General features: G+C 40.1%; 21 protein-coding genes. 13 read left to right on the top strand and 8 right to left on the bottom strand.

Annotated features, from left to right (window positions below; translation table 11 throughout):
• Window positions 1-209 precede the first annotated feature (209 nt).
• The 6 genes from N523_RS0104050 to csrA all read left to right on the top strand — a co-directional run bounded on the left by N523_RS0104050 (window position 210) and on the right by csrA (window position 6,287).
• Complete coding sequence (locus tag N523_RS0104050; protein ID WP_028834385.1) at window positions 210-833, top strand: GTP cyclohydrolase II; 624 nt, start codon at window positions 210-212, stop codon at window positions 831-833.
• A gap of 87 nt (window positions 834-920) precedes the next feature.
• Window positions 921-1,709 carry a BPSS1780 family membrane protein gene (locus tag N523_RS0104045; protein ID WP_028834384.1) on the top strand — a complete coding sequence of 263 codons (789 nt, stop codon included), beginning with the start codon at window positions 921-923 and terminating at the stop codon, window positions 1,707-1,709.
• Entirely contained in the window at window positions 1,709-2,161 is a 453-nt protein-coding gene (locus N523_RS0104040; RefSeq protein WP_028834383.1) for a regulatory protein RecX, read from the top strand. The genes N523_RS0104045 and N523_RS0104040 overlap by 1 nt, the downstream gene beginning before the upstream one ends.
• A 19-nt stretch (window positions 2,162-2,180) precedes the next feature.
• On the top strand, window positions 2,181-4,781 hold the full coding sequence (gene alaS, locus N523_RS0104035) for an alanine--tRNA ligase (protein ID WP_013464125.1): 2,601 nt from the start codon (window positions 2,181-2,183) through the stop codon (window positions 4,779-4,781).
• Between the two features lie 6 nt (window positions 4,782-4,787).
• Window positions 4,788-6,005, top strand: a complete 1,218-nt coding sequence (locus N523_RS0104030; protein WP_013464126.1) for an aspartate kinase — start codon at window positions 4,788-4,790, stop codon at window positions 6,003-6,005.
• A gap of 90 nt (window positions 6,006-6,095) precedes the next feature.
• Complete coding sequence (gene csrA, locus N523_RS0104025) at window positions 6,096-6,287, top strand: carbon storage regulator CsrA (protein ID WP_004587515.1); 192 nt, start codon at window positions 6,096-6,098, stop codon at window positions 6,285-6,287.
• A gap of 55 nt (window positions 6,288-6,342) precedes the next feature.
• Here csrA and N523_RS0104020 read toward each other — a convergent pair whose 3' ends face one another.
• The 3 genes from N523_RS0104020 to N523_RS19275 form a co-directional block, all read right to left on the bottom strand.
• Entirely contained in the window at window positions 6,343-6,810 is a 468-nt protein-coding gene (locus N523_RS0104020) for a YcxB family protein (protein WP_008115132.1), read from the bottom strand.
• Between the two features lie 170 nt (window positions 6,811-6,980).
• Window positions 6,981-7,172, bottom strand: coding sequence for a hypothetical protein (locus N523_RS0104015; RefSeq protein ID WP_013464127.1), 192 nt, complete (start codon window positions 7,170-7,172; stop codon window positions 6,981-6,983).
• A gap of 47 nt (window positions 7,173-7,219) precedes the next feature.
• Window positions 7,220-7,393, bottom strand: coding sequence for a DUF1328 domain-containing protein (locus N523_RS19275; RefSeq protein WP_002961939.1), 174 nt, complete (start codon window positions 7,391-7,393; stop codon window positions 7,220-7,222).
• Window positions 7,394-7,915: 522 nt separating this feature from the next.
• Here N523_RS19275 and N523_RS0104005 point away from each other — a divergent pair.
• The 5 genes from N523_RS0104005 (at window position 7,916) to N523_RS19520 (ending at window position 12,442) form a co-directional block, all read left to right on the top strand.
• A complete protein-coding gene (locus N523_RS0104005; RefSeq protein WP_013464128.1) occupies window positions 7,916-8,161 on the top strand; it encodes an OadG family protein in 246 nt (81 codons plus the stop codon).
• Window positions 8,162-8,173: 12 nt separating this feature from the next.
• Window positions 8,174-9,955, top strand: coding sequence for a sodium-extruding oxaloacetate decarboxylase subunit alpha (oadA, locus tag N523_RS0104000; protein ID WP_016900617.1), 1,782 nt, complete (start codon window positions 8,174-8,176; stop codon window positions 9,953-9,955).
• 14 nt (window positions 9,956-9,969) lie between these two features.
• Window positions 9,970-11,100, top strand: coding sequence for a sodium ion-translocating decarboxylase subunit beta (locus N523_RS0103995; protein WP_013464130.1), 1,131 nt, complete (start codon window positions 9,970-9,972; stop codon window positions 11,098-11,100).
• Window positions 11,101-11,237: 137 nt separating this feature from the next.
• On the top strand, window positions 11,238-12,209 hold the full coding sequence (locus N523_RS0103990; RefSeq protein ID WP_016900618.1) for an aldo/keto reductase: 972 nt from the start codon (window positions 11,238-11,240) through the stop codon (window positions 12,207-12,209).
• A gap of 56 nt (window positions 12,210-12,265) precedes the next feature.
• Window positions 12,266-12,442, top strand: coding sequence for a hypothetical protein (locus N523_RS19520; RefSeq protein WP_197019864.1), 177 nt, complete (start codon window positions 12,266-12,268; stop codon window positions 12,440-12,442).
• A gap of 81 nt (window positions 12,443-12,523) precedes the next feature.
• On the opposite strand, the gene N523_RS0103980 is transcribed toward N523_RS19520, so the two are convergent.
• Window positions 12,524-13,837, bottom strand: a complete 1,314-nt coding sequence (locus N523_RS0103980) for a peptidoglycan DD-metalloendopeptidase family protein (protein WP_013464133.1) — start codon at window positions 13,835-13,837, stop codon at window positions 12,524-12,526.
• A 490-nt stretch (window positions 13,838-14,327) separates the two neighbouring features.
• On the opposite strand from N523_RS0103980, the gene tyrS reads away from it, so the two are divergent.
• Window positions 14,328-15,527 (top strand): tyrosine--tRNA ligase, encoded by a 1,200-nt coding sequence (gene tyrS, locus N523_RS0103975; protein ID WP_028834382.1) that lies wholly within the window; start codon window positions 14,328-14,330, stop codon window positions 15,525-15,527.
• A 39-nt stretch (window positions 15,528-15,566) separates the two neighbouring features.
• Here the strand turns inward: tyrS and N523_RS0103970 are convergent, their stop codons facing one another.
• From N523_RS0103970 to folE2, 4 genes are all read right to left on the bottom strand, one after another.
• Window positions 15,567-16,529, bottom strand: a complete 963-nt coding sequence (locus N523_RS0103970; RefSeq protein ID WP_028834381.1) for a cobalamin biosynthesis protein CobD/CbiB — start codon at window positions 16,527-16,529, stop codon at window positions 15,567-15,569.
• A complete protein-coding gene (mtnN, locus tag N523_RS0103965; RefSeq protein WP_016900621.1) occupies window positions 16,530-17,237 on the bottom strand; it encodes a 5'-methylthioadenosine/S-adenosylhomocysteine nucleosidase in 708 nt (235 codons plus the stop codon).
• Between the two features lie 109 nt (window positions 17,238-17,346).
• Window positions 17,347-17,943, bottom strand: coding sequence for a DUF2726 domain-containing protein (locus N523_RS0103960; RefSeq protein ID WP_013464137.1), 597 nt, complete (start codon window positions 17,941-17,943; stop codon window positions 17,347-17,349).
• Window positions 17,944-18,045: 102 nt separating this feature from the next.
• Window positions 18,046-18,966, bottom strand: a complete 921-nt coding sequence (gene folE2, locus N523_RS0103955) for a GTP cyclohydrolase FolE2 (RefSeq protein ID WP_028834380.1) — start codon at window positions 18,964-18,966, stop codon at window positions 18,046-18,048.
• A 207-nt stretch (window positions 18,967-19,173) separates the two neighbouring features.
• On the opposite strand from folE2, the gene arcB reads away from it, so the two are divergent.
• Window positions 19,174-21,492, top strand: a complete 2,319-nt coding sequence (arcB, locus tag N523_RS0103950) for an aerobic respiration two-component sensor histidine kinase ArcB (RefSeq protein ID WP_013464139.1) — start codon at window positions 19,174-19,176, stop codon at window positions 21,490-21,492.

The raw sequence follows: 21,492 nt of genomic DNA, 5'->3' as shown, positions 1-21,492 counted from the left end.
AACAAATTAGCAAATCCTTATGTATATGTCATCACTTTAGGTAAATCAAGGTAAACGCTCGCTAGTAATATATTTGCGGTTAAAGATTGAAAATAGTCGCTACCGTCGCCATATATTTGCCATAAACAGTCTTGTACTACGGTGTATTTAACCTATTTTGTGATATTATCACTTTATCGTGTCGTAGTTTTTTAATATTTGGATTGGTCGTGGCGCAAGTAAGAGCAAGAGTCCAGCTTAATGTTGGCAAAAATAGTGATATTCCTGCAGAAATTATTTCCTTTAGTGGCTTAAAAGATGGCCAAGAGCATGTTGCGTTAGTGTTTAAAAACGCCGATACCGAGCAAAATGTTCCGCTTATTCGTATGCACTCTGAATGCTTAACCGGTGATGTGTTTCACTCGTCACGTTGTGATTGCGGTGAGCAGTTAAATGAGTGTATTGAAATGATGCACGAACAAGGCGGTATTTTACTTTATTTACGCCAAGAAGGGCGTGGTATTGGTTTATACAATAAAATTGATGCGTATGTACTGCAGTCACAAGGTATGAACACTTACGAGGCCAACAATCATTTGGGCTTTGCTGATGATTTACGTGATTTTTCGGATGCTGTATTAATGCTCAATGCGCTCAATTTAAAGCATGTAAAATTAATGACTAACAATCCTAAAAAGCTTAACGCATTAAAAGATGCTGGCATAGAGGTGGACTCTGTTGTGGGCACTCATGCACACATTAAAGCTGGGCTTTCAGGTAACAAGGCGTATTTAGAGACTAAAATTAAGCATGGCTCTCATATGCTAGATATTAAGAAAATTAAAAAACCCTAATATTAACGGCATTTATCGCCGCCACCTCTGTAATACCAACCAACGCCGAGTTATACTCGGCGTGTTTTGTTTTAATTAAGAGCAAGTATGTCTACACAATTACGAATTTTTAAAGCGGATGCGGCATTAAAATGGTTTAAAGCGGGTTGGCTAATTTTTAAAACTCAGCCATTAACCTTTATCTTTATGCACTTGTTTATTGGCATTGTTGGCTTGTTGTCTTTATTTTTGCCGTTATTACAAATAGTCGCAGCATTGGCTACACCATTTTTAACCGCTGGTTTTTATCAAGCCGTGCTTACCAAGCAGCAAGGCGGAAAAATTATGTTAGCCGACATTTTGAAGCCCTTTTCAGCAAAAGGAAATCGGTTAGGCTTATTTCGCTTAGCGCTTTATCAAATGGGTGCCGGTATTTTAATTGCGCTGCTCGCCAATGGTTTATTTGCCGATGCGATGGCGGTTATGACGCAGCCTGACTTAGATCCTAATACAGCAATTAGCCAAATGCTTGAGAGTATTTCGTTTGCCAATGTGGCACTGTTTTTAATTGCGCTGTCGATATACTTTACTTCGTTTGCCTATGCGGTACCGCTGGTTTACTTTAATAAAGAACAACGTATTTTAAATGCCTTAAAAAGTTCGTTTATGGTGTTTTATTATAATATTTTACCACTGAGTGTTTATGGTATTATTTGCGCATTATTAATTGTGGTGTCGATGTTCTTATCGTTACTACCGCTGTTGATTTTAATGCCAATTTGCTACATTAGTTTCTTTGTTTCTTATCAGGCTATTTTTATGCCCGTTGTGCCACCAAGTGATGACAGTAACATTAAGCCTTTAAGTAACGAGCAAAGCGGGCGCTTTGACGCTTAATGGATGATACGTTAAAACAAAAGTTAAAAAACTATGTGCTTTGGTTACTAGGAAGGCAAGAATATTCGCGCCGAGAGTTAACCCAAAAGTTACAGCAAAGAGAAGCAACCGACGAGTTCATAGAGAACCTGCTAGATTGGTGCGAAAAGCACAATTTTATTAACGAGCAGCGTTACTGTGAAGGGTTTGTAAGAAAGCACATATTTAAATGCCATGGCTTAAAGCGAATTCAAAGTGAGGCCATGGGTAAAGGGATTGATAGAGCACTGCTTGAAACAGTGGTTGAAGAGCTGGAAATAGATTGGTTTGAGCTCGCGCAGGAAGCGTACAACAAAAAATATTCAACGACACCGGCAAACCTCGAGTACAAAGAAAAAGCTAAGCGCGTGCGCTACTTAATGTATCGAGGATTTAGCTATGATCAAATAAATTTTGCAATGCAAGCACAGTAAATACAGGTGAGACTTTCACATGCAGCACATGACTACCGCACAAATTAGGCAACAGTTTTTAGACTTTTTTGCCAGCAAGCAACACCAAGTTGTTCCTTCTAGTTCGCTTATACCGGGTAACGATGCCACGTTGTTATTTAATAATGCCGGTATGGTGCAATTTAAAGATGTATTTTTAGGCGCTGAAAGCCGCCCTTACACACGCGCAACCAGTTCGCAGCGTTGTGTGCGCGCTGGTGGTAAACATAACGATTTAGAAAACGTAGGTTACACAGCACGTCATCATACCTTTTTTGAAATGCTAGGTAATTTCAGCTTTGGTGATTACTTTAAGCAAGATGCAATTAAATTTGCGTGGGAGTTTTTAACTGAGGTTGTAAAACTACCAAAAGAAAAGCTGTTAGTAACTATTTACCATGATGACGAAGAAGCCTTTGGCTACTGGGCTAACGATATAGGCTTACCTGAAGATCGTATTATTCGTATTGCAACTAGCGATAACTTTTGGTCTATGGGTGATACGGGTCCTTGTGGTCCATGTTCTGAAATATTTTATGATCACGGCGAGCATATTTGGGGCGGTCCTCCGGGCACACCTGAAGAAGATGGTGACCGTTTCATTGAAATTTGGAACTTAGTATTTATGCAATACAACCGTCAAAGCGACGGGACTATGGAGCCACTTCCTAAGCAATCTGTTGATACAGGTATGGGCCTTGAGCGTATTTCAGCTATTTTACAAGGTGTGCATTCAAACTACGAAATCGACTTATTCCAAGGCTTAATTGCGGCCGCTGCAAGCGTTACCAATGCACAAGATATGGATGATAAATCACTTCGCGTGGTAGCCGATCATATTCGTTCGTGTGCATTTTTAATTTCAGATGGGGTTATGCCATCAAATGAAGGCCGTGGTTATGTATTGCGTCGTATTATTCGTCGTGCAGTACGTCACGGTAATAAGTTAGGTGCTAAAGGCGCGTTTTTCTATAAATTGGTTGCTGCACTTATTGAGCAAATGGGTCAAGCGTACCCAGAGCTTGCTAAGCAACAAGAAATTATTGAAAAAGTACTACGTATTGAAGAAGAGCAGTTTGGTAAAACGCTTGAGCGTGGTTTAGCTATTTTAGAAGAAAGCTTAAGTGATTTAACCGGGGATGTGATCCCGGGTGACTTAGTATTTAAGCTTTACGATACCTATGGTTTCCCTGCTGATTTAACAGCCGATGTTGCGCGTGAGCGCCAGATGACGATTGACCATCAAGGTTTTGAAGCATGCATGGCAGTACAACGTAAAACTGCACAACAAGCGGGTAAGTTTGGGGCTGATTACAATGACCAATTAAAATCAGACAAGCACACTGACTTTAAAGGCTACGATAGCACTCATTACAGCGGCACAGTGGTAGAAATTTTTGCCGGTGGCGAAGCTGTATCATTACTTGAAGATGGTCAACAAGGTATTATTGTTTTAGACCGTACTCCGTTTTACGCTGAATCAGGCGGCCAAATTGGTGATAGCGGAACAATCACAGTAGCCGGCGGTGAGTTTGTGGTGACTAATACCACTAAACTGGGTAATGCTTTTGCTCACCATGGAACAGTTCAAGGGCGTATTGGCGTTAACGATAAAGTGGATGCGACTATTGACGATGCGCGCCGTGACAGTATTAAGAAAAACCACACCGCTACGCATATTTTGCATGAAGCACTGCGTCAGCTTTTAGGTGAGCACGTATCGCAAAAAGGCTCACTTGTGCAGCCAGATCGTCTGCGTTTTGACTTCTCACATTTTGAAGCGGTGACCAAACAAGAACTGCGCGAAATTGAACGCGTAGTGAATGACGAAATTCGTCGTAACTTTGCTCTTAACACTGAGCTAATGGCAATTGATGATGCTAAAGCCAAAGGTGCAATGGCACTGTTTGGCGAAAAGTACGATGACGAAGTACGCGTTGTGACTATTGGTGATTACTCAATCGAGCTTTGTGGTGGTACACACGTAGAGCGTGCGGGTGACATTGGTTTATTCAAAATTGTATCTGAAAGCGGTATTGCTGCTGGTGTTCGTCGAATTGAAGCGGTAACAGGTGCAGAGGCAATTGCTTATGTAAGCGAGCAAGAGCAACAATTAGCTGATGTTGCAGCGCTTGTAAAAGGTGACAATGCGTCAGTGCTTGAAAAAGTAACTGCCTTACTTGAAAAGTCGAAAGGGCTTGAAAAACAAGTTGCCCAGCTTAACGATAAACTAGCCAGTGCGGCAGGTGCATCGTTACTTGATTCAGTGGTTGAAATTAACGGGGTTAAATTGTTAGTGGCCAACGTTGAGGGCACAGAATCAAAAGCGCTTCGCGGTATGGTTGACGACCTTAAAAATAAAATTGGCTCAGGTGTTATTGCATTGGGTGTTGCCAGCGGCGACAAAGTAAGCCTAATTGCGGGTGTAACTAAAGACTTAACTGGCAAAGTAAAAGCGGGTGAGTTAGTTAATCACATGGCAGGCCAAGTCGGTGGTAAAGGCGGCGGTCGTCCAGATATGGCGCAAGCGGGTGGTTCTGAGCCACAAAATTTAACTGCAGCACTTGATAGCGTAACAGCTTGGTTAACTGAGCGTACTTAAGCTTAAGTGGCACTTATAGTTCAAAAATTTGGCGGCACTTCGGTAGGCTCAATAGAGCGTATTGAAGCGGTCGCCGACCTTGTTGTTAAAACCAAGCAACAAGGCCACCAAGTGGTGGTGGTGCTTTCGGCAATGTCGGGAGAAACCAATCGCTTAATTAATCTTGCCAAACAAATCGACTCTCGCCCGAGTAGTCGTGAACTCGATGTATTACTCAGTACCGGTGAACAAGTCTCTATTGCTTTATTAGCGATGGCCATTATTAAACGCGGCCATTCAGCGGTAAGCTTACTAGCCGATCAAGTGAATATATTAACCGATAACATGTTCGGTAAAGCCCGTGTAGAAGAAGTTGCGGCAACGCGTTTAAAACATGAACTTGAACATAACCGTATTGCTATTATTGCCGGCTTTCAGGGGCGCGATATTGAGGGCAACGTGACCACGCTTGGCCGTGGTGGCACCGATACCTCAGCGGTTGAAATTGCTGGTGCAATAAAAGCCGATGAGTGTCAGATCTATACCGATGTTGATGGCGTATATACTACAGACCCGCGTGTGGAACCTAACGCACGACGTTTAAGTCATGTCACCTTTGCTGAAATGCTTGAGCTGGCAAGTTTAGGCGCTAAAGTGTTACATATTCGCTCTGTAGAATCTGCTGGTAAACACAATGTTCCTCTGCGGGTGTTATCTAGCTTTAAACCCGATGAAGGCACGTTAATTAGTTTTGAGGAGAGCGACGTGACAAGCAATGTCGTATCGGGTATTGCATTTAATCGAGATGAGTGCTTAATTAAGGTGCATGGAATGCCGCAAGGCACCAAACATCTTGCAAAAGTTTTGAAACTTTTTGCTGATAATGGCATCGAAATAGATATGATTAATCAAATTAATCATAAAGTTGAAAAAGTCGACTATGCTTTTACTGTGCATTTAAATGATTACTTAAACGCACTTGATTTGTTAACGGCTGAGCAACAGCAATTTGACGCACAGGCAATTGACGGATTGACCAATGTGGCGAAAGTGTCAGCGGTGGGTATGGGGATGAAATCTCATTCCGGGGTAGCGAGTTTATTTTTTGATTCGCTAGCACAAGAAAACATTGATGTGATGTTTGTTGCCACCTCAGAGATCAAAATTTCAGTTTTAATAGATGAAAAATACCTAGAGCTGGCTGTTCGTGCATTACATAAGACATTTTTAACAGAAAATGAATAGATTGAGAGTTTTTACTTACTTTTTAGTCTAATTTTAATTAAAATGTTTGTGCGGAATCTTATAATTTTATTGGAACATGGGAGCAAGAGAATGCTAATACTAACTCGTAGAGTAGGCGAGACCCTTATGATTGGTGACGAAGTAACCGTTACTGTTCTAGGTGTTAAAGGAAATCAAGTTCGTATCGGTGTTAACGCACCTAAAGACGTATCAGTTCATCGTGAAGAAATTTACATGCGCATACAAGCTGAAAAGTCTAACCCTAATCCGGGCAATGCTTAATCAACATAGTATAAAAGGTGCTAGTTAATATAACTATGACATTTGTAAAAGCCACTCATTGAGTGGCTTTTTTGTTTATAAAATCAATCGTTTCTTCGTCGAGTATTGCCTTAGAAATGTATTGCATACCGCTTTTACTTTTTAACAATAGTCCACAATCTGTAGTAATAATTTCGTTAATGTCGTGCCAAGCTAACTGGTAATTTTTGTAATGATTGGTTGATTTTATTCCGTCTTCGTCGAAGGTGAGAGTGACTTCAGAACCAGACGCTCTGCTTAGCATTTGCCTGGTAACCCACCATGGGCGGCGATAGTAAAAGGCGATGCATTCGAGTAGGGCTAGCATCAGCAAAAATGTACCTAGGTAATGATCTCCTAAACCATAAATACCAAATAATCCCAATACAACAAGCAGTGCTAATAAAAAATATTTAGGTTGCGCGCGTTTACTATAAGGCAGCGATTGGTCGAAGCATTCATAAAAGTAAGGTTTATCGAGTTTATAGGTTGTCGTAAATACCATGCATCTATACTTAAAAGCTATTTTTTATCATTTTAGCAAGCTATGTGGCAAATGCGCAGCTTAAAAAGAATTAATAGTTCAGAGTTTATAATTAATGGGTAGCAACTTGGCGACTAATACTAAACACAAAAAAAAGCGACCAAATGGTCGCTTTTTAAAAAGGGGCTGAATTAGCAATTTGTTTCTTCAGCGTTGACACCTTCTTTTACTTCTTCACAGGCATCTTCTACTTTATTTTGAACATCTGTCACGGCTTCGTCGATGCGTTCACCGGCTTCTTCTGCATGATTGTCTTCACAACCCATAATAAATGCACTTGCGAATAGGCCAATAGCTGCTGCTTTAAGTGTTGATGATTTCATAATGTAATTCCTTGTATATAAATTTAAAAAAGTTCGTTGTTTCTTATCTACCTGGGGCTTTTACCACGTAAAGCGCCAGAGACAAGTGAAATAACCAGTAAAACTAAAAAGATAAAAAATATGATCTTAGCAATTCCTGCTGCGGCTCCTGCAATACCACCAAATCCTAAAACGGCTGCGATTAGTGCGATCACCAAAAATGTAATTGTCCAGCGTAACATTGTCATCTCCTTGATTTATCTAAGTGTTAAAGTGTTGTTTTTATATAAGCGAGTAATGTGCCAGTATTTTATTTTGTTTTAAATCAATAGTTTGATTTGTTTTTTTGAGTTTGGCTTTATATTAGGTTGGTAATTTTTACGGTTTTATCTGTAACTTATTCACAGTGGTGTCTGATGAGATAATAAATAGTTTTTACAGTCGTTATTTTGGTAAGACCAATTAACATTTTCTTTGGCGGTTTTTAGTGGATTAGCTCATTAGGTATATTTTTATGTGTTTTTACAGAATATTAGGGTTTTTATATATTCTTTGTTTATAACGAACATTTTTACCATCTATATATATAGGTTAAATAAGCTATTTTAGGTGGTGTTAACCTTATTGGTGATATGTTACTTTTAGATTAATTGGTTTTACCAATTTACAATATGTAGACAAAAGAATAGTTTTTGTTACTATTGGTGAATATTTATTTAAATAAACTGACTTTTTATGTATTCAGTTTTGAACAGGGGAGAATTATGGATATAGGGGCTTTGCTCACAACTGCAGGCAATTTAATGCTAACCGGTATGGTGGGTGTGTTTGTATTTCTTTCTTTATTGATTGGTGCAGTGACAGTTATGTCTAAGCTGGCTAGCAAATTTTCTCAGCCAGAACTTGAAGTATCACAGAGAACACCATCTTTTAAATCTCAAGGTGTGCCAAATGAGCACATCGCTGCAATTAGTGCTGCCATTGCTCAGTACAAAACAAATAATAATTAGAGGAGCATACCAATGGCTAAATTAAAAATAACAGAACTCGTACTTCGAGACGCACATCAGTCGCTTTTAGCTACCCGCATGCGATTAGACGACATGTTACCTATTGCAAAAAAAATTGATGACGCAGGTTATTGGTCTATAGAGTCTTGGGGTGGGGCTACCTTTGACTCATGTATTCGTTATTTAGGCGAAGATCCGTGGGAACGTATTCGTGCGCTTAAAAAGGCGATGCCAAATACACCCCAGCAAATGTTACTTCGCGGTCAAAACTTATTGGGGTATCGCCATTATGCTGATGACGTTGTTGAAAAGTTTGTTGAGCGCGCACACAAAAATGGCGTAGACGTATTTCGTATTTTTGATGCCATGAATGATGTACGTAACTTAGAAACTGCCATAAAAGCGGCGGTTAAAGTAGGTGCGCATGCCCAAGGTACGATTTCTTACACGGTAAGCCCAGTACACACATTGGATATGTGGCTAACACTTGCTAAGCAGCTTGAAGAATTAGGTTGTCATTCAATTTGTATTAAAGATATGGCGGGATTGCTTAAGCCTTACGATGCAGAAAAACTGATTAAAGGCTTAAAAGAAACGGTTTCAATTCCTATTGCCATGCAATGTCATGCAACAACGGGTTTAAGTACCGCAACGTATCAAAAAGCGATTGATGCCGGTATTGATATGCTCGATACGGCTGTATCGTCTATGAGTATGACTTATGGTCATTCAGCAACTGAAACAATTGCTGCAATCGTGGAAGGTACTGAGCGTGATACTGGGCTTGATTTAAACCACCTTGAAGAAATTGCAGCTTACTTTAGAGACGTACGTAAAAAGTACGCTGCGTTTGAAGGCAGTTTAAAAGGTGTTGATGGCCGAATTTTATTAGCCCAAGTGCCAGGTGGTATGTTAACTAACATGGAAAATCAGCTTAAAGAGCAAGGCGCTGCTGATAAACTAAACGAAGTATTACTTGAAATTCCACGGGTGCGTGAGGATTTGGGCTTTATTCCATTAGTTACACCGACCTCGCAAATTGTTGGTACTCAGGCAGTACTTAATGTACTTACTGGCGAGCGCTATAAAACCATCACCAAAGAAACCGCTGGCGTATTAAAAGGTGAGTATGGTTCAACACCAGCTCCTATGAATAAAGAGTTACAAGAGCGTGTACTTGATGGCAGCGAAGCAATTACCTGTCGCCCTGCAGATGTGATCAAACCTGAACTTGAAACGCTTGAGGCTGAATTAAGTAAACTTGCGCAAGAGCAAGGCTTAACGCTTGCTGATGAGCAAATTGATGATGTGCTCACGTATGCCTTATTCCCACAAATTGGTTTGAAGTTTATTAAAAACCGCAATAACCCTGACGCATTTGAACCTGTTCCTAGCGCTGATGATAGCTCCAATAAAGCACCTGAAAAATCAGCGGCAAACAATAAAGGCGTTAAGGCTGAGCAATACAGCGTTAAAGTAGATGGCAAAGTATACGATGTCGTAGTTGCTCAAGGCGGTGAGCTTAAAGAGGTGACGCTAAAAGACTCTGAGCATATTCCACAGTCGGCATCAGTTGCCTCAGGTGAAACTCTTAATGCGCCACTTGCCGGTAATATCTTTAAAATTAAAGTAAAGCCAGGTCAGGTAGTAAATGAAGGTGATGTGGTGATTATTATGGAAGCCATGAAAATGGAAACCGAAGTACGCGCCATGCATACCGGTACAATTGCAGACGTGCTTGTCTCTGAAGGTGATTCAGTGTCAACCGGCGATGCAATGATTGCATTAGCTTAAGGAGTAATTAGAGGATGGATGGTATTTTAAACCTCTGGCATGCCACAGGCATTGCTAACTTTACATTTCCTGGGCTGATCATGATTGCCGTTGGTTGTTTGTTATTATTTTTAGCTATAGTTAAAAACTTTGAGCCGCTACTATTGCTGCCCATTGGTTTTGGGGCTATTTTAACTAATATTCCTGTGGCAGGTTTATCTGACCCTGGTGGCTTACTTTATTATGTTTACTATGTAGGTATTGATACCGGAATTTTTCCGTTATTAATATTTATGGGAGTGGGCGCGCTCACTGACTTTAGTGCCTTAATTGCCAACCCGCGTATGTTGTTATTAGGTGCTGCGGCGCAGTTTGGTATTTTTGCTACCTTATTTGGGGCTATTTTACTTAACTTTATTCCAGGGTTTGAGTTTAGTTTACAAGATGCGTCAGCAATTGCCATTATTGGTGGCGCTGATGGGCCAACCGCTATCTTTCTAGCGTCAAAGCTGGCGCCTGATTTATTAGGCGCTATAGCCGTAGCAGCGTACTCATACATGGCGTTGGTTCCTATTATTCAGCCGCCTATCATGCGTGCGTTTACAACGCCTGAAGAACGTAAAATTCAAATGCCAGAACTGCGTAAAGTATCAAAAAAGGAAAAAATTATTTTTCCGCTGATGGTACTTACTTTAACTGCGCTCTTTTTACCAGCCGCCATTCCACTGGTTGGTATGTTTTGTTTGGGTAACTTAATGCGTGAGTCGGGTGTGGTCGATAGGCTAAGTAACAGTGCTCAAAACGAAATTATTAATATAACCACCATATTTCTAGGACTAGCGGTAGGCTCTAAGCTTGCTGCCGAGCAGTTCTTAACAGTGGAAACCATTGGTATTTTAGTGCTGGGCGCAATGGCGTTTGCTATTGGTACGGCCTCAGGTGTATTTATGGCAAAAGGCTTAAATAAAATATCAAAAACCCCAATTAATCCATTAATTGGTGCAGCGGGTGTATCGGCTGTTCCTATGGCGGCTCGTGTAGTTAATAAAGTCGGTCTTGAAAATAACCCGCACAACTTTTTACTGATGCATGCCATGGGGCCTAATGTAGCTGGCGTACTGGGAAGTGCTGTTGCTGCAGGTATTTTATTAGCACTTGTTGGCTAGTAATATTTAATCCAACCATTAGCGCAGTTTACTGCGCTTTTTTTTGCCTAAAATTTAATGTTTTAGATTAAGCGGTTTCTTGTATAGGGTTTTTTGTTTAAAGTAATCACTCTTCATTTTTTTAAAAGGGCTGTCAAATGTTACACACTCCGCTGGCAAAATATTTACCCAAGGTTAGTAAGCTTGTATTTGGTTGTATGGGTTTAGGAGGTGCTTGGAATAAAGACGCCATCAACAGTGGGCACTTAAAGCAAGCTCATTCATGCATAGACGCAGCATTTGAAAGCGGGATTAACTTTTTTGATCACGCTGATATTTATACCTTAGGCAAAGCTGAGCACGTTTTTGGTAAAGCGTTGGCTGAGCGTCCTGAGCTTAGAGAACAAATGTATATTCAGTCTAAGTGTGGTATTCGCTTTGCTGATGAGAAAAACCCGCAGCGTTATGATTTTTCTGCTGATTGGATTGAGCGTTCTGTTGAGGGCTCACTTAAACGATTAAATACCGACTACTTAGATGTGCTTATGTTACATCGCCCCGATCCATTAATGGAGGTGGAGGAAGTTGCGCAAATATTTAGCTGTTTAAAAGAAAGTGGCAAAGTGCGTCATTTTGCAGTTTCTAATATGTCTCAACATCAAATAAGGTTTTTGCAGCGCGCTTTAGATATGCCAATTGTGGCAAATCAAATAGAGGCCAGTTTACAAAAACATCAGTGGGTTGATGAGGGCATTTATGTAGGTAATGCCGATGGTAAAGATATTAACTTTACCCCAGGGTGTGTTGAGTATTGTCGTGAGCATGACATTCAAATTCAGAGTTGGGGCAGTTTGTGCCAAGGTTTATACTCAGGCGGTGACCTATCAAAAGCGTCACAAGCGGATGTAAACACGAGTATTTTAGTTAGTAAGCTTGCCGTTTTATATGGCACAAGTGCAGAAGCTATTGTATTGGCATGGCTACTTCGCCATCCTGCATCGATTCAGCCAATTATAGGCACAACTAATGTAGATCGTATTAAAGCATCGAGTGATGCAATTAATATTAATTTAAGTCGAGAGCATTGGTATGAGTTATATATTAGCGCGAAAGGCTGCGCTTTGCCGTAAGTTAATACCCGTTTCAATATTATTTGAACGAATTGGTATAATACAAAGGTGTTGATATGAATATATTTGTTATTTTAATTAGCTTAGTGATTGCTTTGGTGATCATTATTCCTTTGCTAGAAAGGTACCAAAGTAAAATGGGGCTAGAGGGTGCTACCAAATACAGCAAGTATATTTGGCCATTAGTCATGATATCTTTGGTTGTGCAGCTAATTTATGTACTTGTAAATTAAGTTTGAAACTTAAATATCACACACAAAAAAGCCTTTGCGGGTAACCCCAACAAAGGCTTTTTTATTTAATCAGTGAAGTGGTTATCTAAGTGCTAGTTGTAGCTCACGATTACGCTCTAGTTGTGCGATAAAGTTATCAGCAATAGGCTTAAATTTAGCAAGCTCTGAACGAGGTAATGGTTCAGACTTAGGTAGTTTTACGGTTTTAGGGTTACGGTGAACGCCGTTAACCAAAAACTCATAATGTAAATGCGCACCGGTTACACGACCAGTTGAGCCAACAGTACCTATTTTTTCTCCCTGTTTTACCTTTTGCCCTGTTCTGACTAGGCGCTTGTTAAGGTGTAAGTACTTAGTAACATATTGAGTACCATGGCTAATAAATACGTAATTACCATTATATTTGCTATAGCCTGCTTTAATTACTTTACCATTACCCGATGATACAACTGGCGTACCGGTACGCGCAGCGTAATCAATACCTCGGTGTGCTTTCACTTGCCCTGTAACTGGGTGTAGGCGGCGAGGGTTAAAGCTTGAACTAATATATTTGAAATTAACAGGCGCACGCAAAAAGGCTTTTTTCATACTACGGCCTTCAGGGGTGTAAAAGTTACCGTCTGTGTGACGAATAGCGGTGTAACGCTCACCTTGGTTTATAAATTCAGCGGCAATAATTTTACCGGTGCCAATAAACTCACCGTCAACAAAATGAGACTCATAAATTAAGCCAAATTCATCACCCTTGCGAATGTCGTTAGCAAAATCGACGTCCCAACCAAATATATCGGCAAAGTTCATGATTTGGCGTTCACTTAAACCTGCTGCAATTGCAGAGGTCCAAAAGCTACTTGAAATTTCCCCACCGGCTGTTTTGCTCAGTGTTTCTATTTCTTTGCTGTCAATTGAGGTGTCGTATTGGCCTTCGTCATTAAGTGTGACGAATAGCGTATCCGTTTTAGAAATAACGTAGCGTAATTGAGCTAATGAACCGTCTTCGGCGGTAGCAAAGCTTAACGTTTCACCTGGGTGAATTTTAGTTAGCTTACGTGTTTCAGCGTTGGTGTTTACAAGTTTATGCAGCGTTTGTGCAGAAAAACCAGCGCGCTTAAAAATAATCGCTAAATTGTCACCATTTTTAACTTGGTGATCGACAAAATCATATTCTGGAAGTTTTTGTGCTGCCTGCTCGGAATTTAGGTCAGTGAGTTTTTCGTTCTCACCAACTTTAATTTGTAATTCATAGCGCTTACCAATTTCTAGTGTGTTTTCACTATTGTCTTTGGATGCAGTGGCTTTTTCAGAAGGAAGAAAGGCTAAGGCAACAATAGCAGAAACCAAACCTAGAATAAGCATTTTGTGTTTTTTGGGGAGCGTGTTAACCACGTGAACCATAACGTGCCTTTTTCTGCTGTCAAGATAATAAATAGGTTATATTGCAGGATATAACGAATAATCTGTGAATACTAGTATTTTGTAGATTTAAACTCGAGTTAAATTAGGCTAAAATCATAGGGTATTCAGGCTGTTTGTGTTTAAAGTTGAACTGTTACACTATTTTATATTCTTGGATACTTTGCTTTTTCATCATAATGTTAAATTAGCTTATAAAACGGTTTAATTACGAGAAGTGATTAATTTGTAAACTGTTTTTAGTTTGTGATAAACACTTTTGGCGTATTATTAATCGCTCGTTTATATCCCCTTTTAGAACGTACACCCTGCATTTTAGTTGGTGCTGCGATTAGTTAAAAAAGTTGTTCTAATTAGGTGGAAATTTGTTATGTTAGCTAAATAGTTTTATTTGCTTTGTGATAACGCGCTAGCAATAAACCGTGAGCATATTACACCCCTTCGTTGTCAGAATTTTTTGGAGTAACACACAGTGGATTTACAAACCGCTCTAGCAGAGATAAAACGCGGTGCAGAAGAGATATTAATTGAAGATGAGTTGGTTGAAAAATTAAAGTCGGGGAAAAAGCTAAAAATTAAAGCTGGTTTTGATCCTACGGCTCCAGATTTACACCTAGGTCACACTGTACTCATTAATAAAATGAAAACCTTTCAAGATTTAGGTCATGAGGTTATTTTTTTAATTGGTGATTTTACCGGTATGATTGGTGATCCAACGGGCAAAAATGTGACCCGTAAACCACTTACACGTGATGACGTGCTTGCCAACGCCGAAACCTATAAAGAGCAGGTGTTCAAAATTTTAGACCCGGCTAAAACAACCGTCGCTTTTAACTCTACATGGATGGAGAAATTAGGCGCTGCGGGGATGATAAAATTAGCCGCGCGTCAAACTGTGGCGCGTATGCTTGAGCGTGATGATTTTAAAAAGCGCTATGCTGGCGGTCAATCGATTGCGATTCATGAGTTTTTGTATCCACTGGTGCAAGGCTGGGATTCAGTCGCATTAGAGTCAGATGTTGAGCTAGGCGGCACCGATCAGCGTTTTAACCTATTAATGGGTCGTGAGCTGCAAAAAGATGAAGGTCAAAAACCACAAACAGTATTAATGATGCCTTTACTTGAGGGAACTGACGGCGTTCAGAAAATGTCGAAGTCACTCGGTAATTATATTGGTATTACTGATACGCCTTCAGATATGTTCGGTAAAATCATGTCAATTAGTGACGTACTCATGTGGCGTTACTACGATTTGCTAAGTAGCCTTTCTATTGAGCAAATTGCAGCGCAAAAACAGCGTGTAGAGCAGGGCACTAACCCGCGCGATATTAAAATTGAATTAGCTAAAGAGCTAATTGCGCGTTTTCACAGTGAAGCTGATGCGCAAGCTGCTCATGATGACTTCATCCAGCGTTTTCAGAAAAAAGCCTTGCCAGATGAAATCCCTGAGCTGACAGTTAATATTGATGAAGAGTCAATTTTAATCGCTAACTTACTTAAAGAAGCGGGCTTAGTGGCGAGTACCTCAGAGGCCATGCGGATGATCAAACAAGGTGCTGTAAAGCTTAACGGCGAAGACAAAATTACAGATACCAAATTGGAAATTGCAAAAGGCACAACGGCTATTTACCAAGTAGGTAAACGCAAATTTGCAAATATCACCGTAGCTTAAAACTTCGGACATTATAAAAACCAGCTACGGCTGGTTTTTTTATGCGAACTTAAAAACGAGAACAGCCTTAATAACTTCAACGCTAATAATAATCAGAAGCCAAAAAAAGCGAGTTTGGTTAAGTGTATTGAGTAGTTGTGGTACGTCATCGGCGTTGGGAAGACGCTCTACACCGACACGCATTTTATTAAAACGCTGTGTATTATAAATAGCAGGCCCACCAAGTTGTACCCCCAAAGATGCAGAACATACACTAAGTAACCAGCCTGTATTGGTTTGATAGAAGTGTCGGCCATAATGCTTAATATAATGCATGCTTTTTTTACTGGCCTTTAGTGAGGCAATTGTCAGCGCGAGTAAACGTATGGGAATGTACTCAACAATAAAAAGAACCAGTTTAAGCGGCATCAAAAAAGAGCTGTTTGGGGCTATATCACTTCGCCACGCCTGTTGAATTAAAGTGATTAAACGATAGGCGAGAGCGGCGACGGGGCCCAATACTAAAAATATGAAAATTACCACAAAGTAATGACGCGCCGTTCTAAGTATGACACTTTCCATAATGGCTTTAATGATCCCGGGGCTTGAAAGTGCATTAACTTCACGGGCTACTAGTGGCTTTAATAATTCGCGTGCTGTCGATTTTTGATTTTTTTTGACTAGCCTAGCTATGCGTATCGCTTTTTTATTCAGGCTACTGTTTTCTAGGCATAAATATAAAATAAGACCTGATAACAGCTCGGGGTAAAAGGCAAACTGAAGCAGTAAAACTACAATAATAAGCACAGTACTAAGTATAAGCGTACTTGCCATTGAGGCTGCTAAATAATGATATTGCTTGGTGTCTGTTTTTTTATAAATACGCTGGCTTATAGCGCTAAAAATAGCAGAGAGTATGTGGTTAGGGTGATACCAACTTACTAAAGGTAAAAAGCGCTCAGCAAGGAGCGCACAAATAAATACAATAAAGTCCAAATGATTTTGAACAATATTATTGAGCATTTACAGCGTAACCGCCGTTAATTTCTCAAGTAAAGCTACGACCATTTTTGATGAATTTATAGAGGCTGTTTCTAAGTATTCTTCAAATGATTGCGGCGACTCTTTGCCTGCAATATCAGACATTGAGCGAATAACAACAAATGGTGTATTAAGTGCAAAACACGTTTGCGCAATTGATGCACCTTCCATCTCTACTGCTAGCATTGTAGGGAAGTCACTGCGTGCTTTTTCAATACGAACAGGGTCGCACATAAACGAGTCGCCAGTGCAAATTAAACCAACAAGGGTTTTTACTTCACTAATTTGTGCAATTGTTTGCTCGGCTGCTTCTACAAGTTTAGGGTGAGCAGTAAAACCTGCTGGCATTTGTGGTACTTGGCCAATTTCGTAACCAAACGCTGTTACATCAACATCGTGATGACGTACTTCAGATGAAATTACTACATCGCCAACGTTTAGTGATGGGTCGAATCCACCGGCAGAGCCAGTGTTAATAACACAATCTGGATTGAAGTTATCGATAAGTAATGTGGTTGCGATTGTCGAAGCGACTTTACCAATACCTGATTGCACTAAAGTGACGGTATTGCCTGCAAGCTCGCCTGTGTAAAAAGTAAAACCAGCCTTGGTTAAAACTTGTGGATTTTGCATCGCCTCGCGCAAAATTTTAACTTCTGGCTCCATTGCGCCAATAATACCAACATTCATAGTGTTAAATTCCTGAGTTTGAATACGGTGATTATACTGCAAAAAATAACGTGGGGTAAAACAAACAAAAATGCGAGCTTAAAAAGCCCGCACTTTATAAACTTATTGATTATATTTCAGCAAGGGCTGTTGATTGTGCCTTTGCTTGAGAAGGAGACAATACCGCCGGTTTATGAACTCTAGCACGCGTAGGTCGTGAAGGTTTAGATGCCGCTGGCTTACCTAATTTAAACATAATTGCATCGCGTACTTCGCTTGGGCGGTAGCCTGCCTTCACTTTCATACGAATATGTGGAATACCTGCGGCTTCCAATGCGCCATTAACAAACCAGTCGCGCTGTGCTTTGTGGCCATCTTTATTGGCGTTATTAACTAAGTCAACCGCAGCCACTATGGTCATTTTTTCTTTATCTACTAAAACAAAGTCGAGCTGCTTATTTTTTGCTTTAGCCATTGCCGCACGTTTAGATTTAACAGACAGGCCTTGTTTACAGTCAATCACATCGATTAGTTTAACGCGACTAACAATTTTATATTGATCGCCAACAGCGCGCTCTAATAAATTCAGAAACGCCCCTTCTACTTGGGTAAATACACTTTGCTTACGAGTAAAAGGATAAGGGTTTCCGCCGTCATCATTAAATTTTGACGCAACGACAGATGCCCCAACAACTAGCACTAATATTAATAATAAAGCGAATTCCATACGGTAACTCCATAACAACAAATTGACACTGCTTTTCTAAAGCAATTTATGTGCCCAAATAGTTGTTATGGTTGTTTTATTAACGAATGGGGATGAGCACTATTATGCTTTATAGCCGCCTTCAATACCTTTTACGGCAATCGCAACTGCATCATGAGCATGTAAAGACTCATAATGGTTAATTTGCAGGAAGTAATCGCTAAACTCTTTTGACTCTAACGTCGTTTTAATTTTTCGTGCTGCGTCTTCACAAAACATTAAATTTTGACCGTTTAAGCGAGCAAACTCTTGTTCGTCTTCACGTTTTACCGCAGCTTGTACTGGTGTTTTTAGCTCATCTTCTAGTAAGTTTATTAAGTTAACCACATCAAACTGTTTAATGTTATTTGCTAATTTAACTTTAACATTAGCAATTGAACGCTGTGAATGCGGGGTTGCTACAATGCCTTGAGTTGTTCCAAGCCACTCTAAAACTTCTGATTGAGTGAGTGTTTCTTGAGAAAACTTTTCGCTGAATGCGTTTTGAATTAATTGGCGAGCCAGTGCTGCAGAGCAGGGGCAAGTTGATGAATAAGTCACATCAACGCTGAGCTCAAAACTAATAACGCCTTGATTGATAGTGCTGGTAAGTACAATGGGATAGCTTTTCCAACCTGCTTTACCACTAAGTAATGACTTACGGCGTAGCGGCAATTCAAATTTAAATTCAATGTGTGCTTTATCACTTAAGCCTTCATGACTGGTGATAAAGGTATCTAAGGCTTGTGCTAAGGTTTGTGGATTGACCTGTTGCTCAGTTGAGAGGTGATCCAACGCTAAAAATAGTCGCGACATATGAATGCCTTTAGCATCTGCTTTGTGTAAATTAACAAAGGCGCGTGCTTTTGCATTAACGGTAACTGGAGCTAAATCAAGAGATTCAAAAATAAAAGGCAGCTCTATATCGCCCATACCTACCCAGTCTAATTTACCTGTTTGTAATGCGGCAGCCGTGTTAGCAATATCTGGCATAGTTTTTTGCATGATACGTTACTCGTTATTTGCAATATTTAAAACGCCGCATTTTACACTAAATAAAGATTTGCTGAAATGCAGCAAATAACACCAAACATGAAATTTTATTGTTTTTGTCGCACAACATGAAAATAGCTGATAGAAAATGCTAAAATTAGCCTTTAACCTTGAAAGGTCAACAGACCCTAAGCATTTAGCTAAGAGAAAAACTGATATATGACTGATTCTTCTTTGAACCCGTGGGTTCGAGTTCTTTCCAGTTCAATAACTCGTTTTGGTGAGTTTAAAACTGCAGCTATTTGCTATGCATTATTACTGACAATATCGCTGGTTTTATCAAGTATGTTTTATTACGTTGCCATAGGCGAAGTAAACTTGGTTGATATACTCGCCGTGGTATTTTTTACCTCGGTTGTTTCTCCTTTAGTTATCAGTATATTATTAAACTCTATTCGGCAACTTGATGCCTCTTATGCTTATTTAGATAGTGCCACAAAACAAGAGAAGCTTTTAAATCAAACCCTCAAAGACAATATTAACCGCTTAAATATTGAAATTGACGAACGTAAAATGGCTTTTCATGCCAAACACCGAGCAATAGAAGAGCTTAGGCGTGAAATTGCAGAGCGTAAAAAAACACAACAAGAACTCGCACAGCAAGGCATGTTACTGCGCTCAATAGTAGACTCCTCGCCGGATTTATTTTATTACCGCGATAACAACGGGGTGTTTGCCGGTTGTAATAAAATGTTTGAAGAGGTAATGGGCAAAACCAGTGGTGAACTTATTGGTAAAGCCGCAGAAGAAATATTCCCAAGCCACTTTTTATCAGAAGTACTCAGAACCGATGAGCAAGTTGAGCGCACTCACCAAGGTTTAACTATAGATGTGGAGTACTCAGTAAACGGTGAAATTAGGTGGTTTGAATTGCGTAAACTTCCCTTTATTAATGAACAAGGGGATTACATTGGTTTACTTGCGTTTGGCCGTGATATTACTAGTCGTAAAGAAGCTGCGCAGGCACTGGAAACAGCTTATAAAGATAAAGGGAAATTTATTGCCACATTAAGCCATGAGTTACGTACACCGCTTAATGGTATTGTGGGCTTAACGCGTATGCTACTGGATACCGAATTAAACAAACAGCAACGCAGTTGGTGTAATACCGTGTTTTCAAGCGCCGAAACGCTAGGTAACATATTCAACGATATTATAGATTTAGATAAAATTGACCGTGAGCAGTTAGATATTGCCGCCAACGAAATTAATGTTTCGGACTTTATCAACGATGTGGTTAACTTTGCAGGCCTTATTGCTGAGCAAAAAGAGCTTTCGTTTGAAGTGAAGCGTTCTGGCATGCTTGACATATATGCTTTGCTTGACCCGACTCGTTTACGCCAAGTGGTGTGGAACTTAATTAATAACGCTGTTAAGTTTACTCAACAAGGGAGCGTAATCTTAGATTGTGCCAGAGAAAACCGTGAAGATGGCCCTTGGCTTATTATTAAAATACTCGATACCGGTGAAGGCATTCCACAAGAGCAACTAACACGCATTTTTGACATGTACTATAAAGCGCCAGATCTTAAAGGCACCAATGCCATTGGTTCAGGTATTGGCTTAGCTGTCACCAAAGCGTTAGTAAGCGCAATGAAAGGCACAATAACGGTTAATAGTACCCCAGGAGAGGGCAGCTGCTTTACGGTACAAATTCCGCTGAATTTATGTAGTGCTCCTACCGAACATAGTTATGTTGGGCGTAGCTTATATATTTTATTAGTGGAGGATGTGCCACTTAATGCTGAAATTGCTACTAACCTACTAGAGCAACGTGGACACGAAGTGCTGTGGGCTGAAACGGGTGAAGATGCTTTATCGTTTGTCGAAACTGAAGATGACTTAGATTTAGTATTACTTGATATGCAGTTGCCTGATATTAATGGTGACGAAGTGGCAAGACAAATTCGCGCTCAAAGTCATTTTGATCAGCTACCAATAGTGGCATTAACGGCCAATGTACGCAGTGCTGAAGAAGAGCTTGAGGGTATATCTATTCAAGGCGCACTAGCTAAACCAATAAACACAAGCAAGTTAGATAATATGCTCGCTGAACTCTTTGGCATTAAGCAAGCGCAAACAGAGGCTCCTCAACGAGTGGTCAATCAAGCGTTATTAAATCAAATTAATACTGACTTGTTGGATGTTGAAACCATTGAAGACTTTGTAAATTCGATGGGCGTTGAAGTATTTAAACGCAGTAGCCAGTTGTTCGCAAAGCTAAATCCGCAGTACCAACAAGAGCTATTAGCTTCGTTAAACGCTGCTGATAGAGAAGAGTACAAATCGGTTGCGCACAAATTAAAAGGTGCCGCTGGTTCGGTGGGTCTTAATGATGTTCAGTTGCATGCAAAGCAAATGGAGCATGGGGCGCTGGAGCAAAGTGATGAAGTGTTAGCTGTGTGGCTTGAGGAGTTAACAGATAAAATAAATGAAGGACAACAGGCCCTTCATTTATTTTTACAGCAATTAGAGTAA

Origin of the sequence: Pseudoalteromonas sp. 23_GOM-1509m (assembly GCF_000518425.1) — a bacterium.
GTDB lineage: Bacteria > Pseudomonadota > Gammaproteobacteria > Enterobacterales > Alteromonadaceae > Pseudoalteromonas > Pseudoalteromonas tetraodonis.
Note: the sequence above shows the minus strand (reverse complement) of the source record. Positions and strands in the feature narration are given on the sequence as shown.

What these genes read in the sequence shown, in the direction of transcription:
- N523_RS0104045 (WP_028834384.1), top strand. Translation starts at nt 921, where the DNA reads ATGTCTACACAATTACGAATTTTTAAAGCGGATGCGGCATTAAAATGG.
- N523_RS0104040 (WP_028834383.1), top strand. Translation starts at nt 1,709, where the DNA reads ATGGATGATACGTTAAAACAAAAGTTAAAAAACTATGTGCTTTGGTTA.
- alaS (WP_013464125.1), top strand. Translation starts at nt 2,181, where the DNA reads ATGCAGCACATGACTACCGCACAAATTAGGCAACAGTTTTTAGACTTT.
- csrA (WP_004587515.1), top strand. Translation starts at nt 6,096, where the DNA reads ATGCTAATACTAACTCGTAGAGTAGGCGAGACCCTTATGATTGGTGAC.
- N523_RS0104020 (WP_008115132.1), bottom strand. Translation starts at nt 6,810, where the DNA reads ATGGTATTTACGACAACCTATAAACTCGATAAACCTTACTTTTATGAA.
- N523_RS0104015 (WP_013464127.1), bottom strand. Translation starts at nt 7,172, where the DNA reads ATGAAATCATCAACACTTAAAGCAGCAGCTATTGGCCTATTCGCAAGT.
- N523_RS19275 (WP_002961939.1), bottom strand. Translation starts at nt 7,393, where the DNA reads ATGTTACGCTGGACAATTACATTTTTGGTGATCGCACTAATCGCAGCC.
- N523_RS0104005 (WP_013464128.1), top strand. Translation starts at nt 7,916, where the DNA reads ATGGATATAGGGGCTTTGCTCACAACTGCAGGCAATTTAATGCTAACC.
- oadA (WP_016900617.1), top strand. Translation starts at nt 8,174, where the DNA reads ATGGCTAAATTAAAAATAACAGAACTCGTACTTCGAGACGCACATCAG.
- N523_RS0103995 (WP_013464130.1), top strand. Translation starts at nt 9,970, where the DNA reads ATGGATGGTATTTTAAACCTCTGGCATGCCACAGGCATTGCTAACTTT.
- N523_RS0103990 (WP_016900618.1), top strand. Translation starts at nt 11,238, where the DNA reads ATGTTACACACTCCGCTGGCAAAATATTTACCCAAGGTTAGTAAGCTT.
- N523_RS19520 (WP_197019864.1), top strand. Translation starts at nt 12,266, where the DNA reads ATGAATATATTTGTTATTTTAATTAGCTTAGTGATTGCTTTGGTGATC.
- N523_RS0103980 (WP_013464133.1), bottom strand. Translation starts at nt 13,837, where the DNA reads ATGGTTCACGTGGTTAACACGCTCCCCAAAAAACACAAAATGCTTATT.
- N523_RS0103970 (WP_028834381.1), bottom strand. Translation starts at nt 16,529, where the DNA reads ATGCTCAATAATATTGTTCAAAATCATTTGGACTTTATTGTATTTATT.
- mtnN (WP_016900621.1), bottom strand. Translation starts at nt 17,237, where the DNA reads ATGAATGTTGGTATTATTGGCGCAATGGAGCCAGAAGTTAAAATTTTG.
- N523_RS0103960 (WP_013464137.1), bottom strand. Translation starts at nt 17,943, where the DNA reads ATGGAATTCGCTTTATTATTAATATTAGTGCTAGTTGTTGGGGCATCT.
- folE2 (WP_028834380.1), bottom strand. Translation starts at nt 18,966, where the DNA reads ATGCAAAAAACTATGCCAGATATTGCTAACACGGCTGCCGCATTACAA.
- arcB (WP_013464139.1), top strand. Translation starts at nt 19,174, where the DNA reads ATGACTGATTCTTCTTTGAACCCGTGGGTTCGAGTTCTTTCCAGTTCA.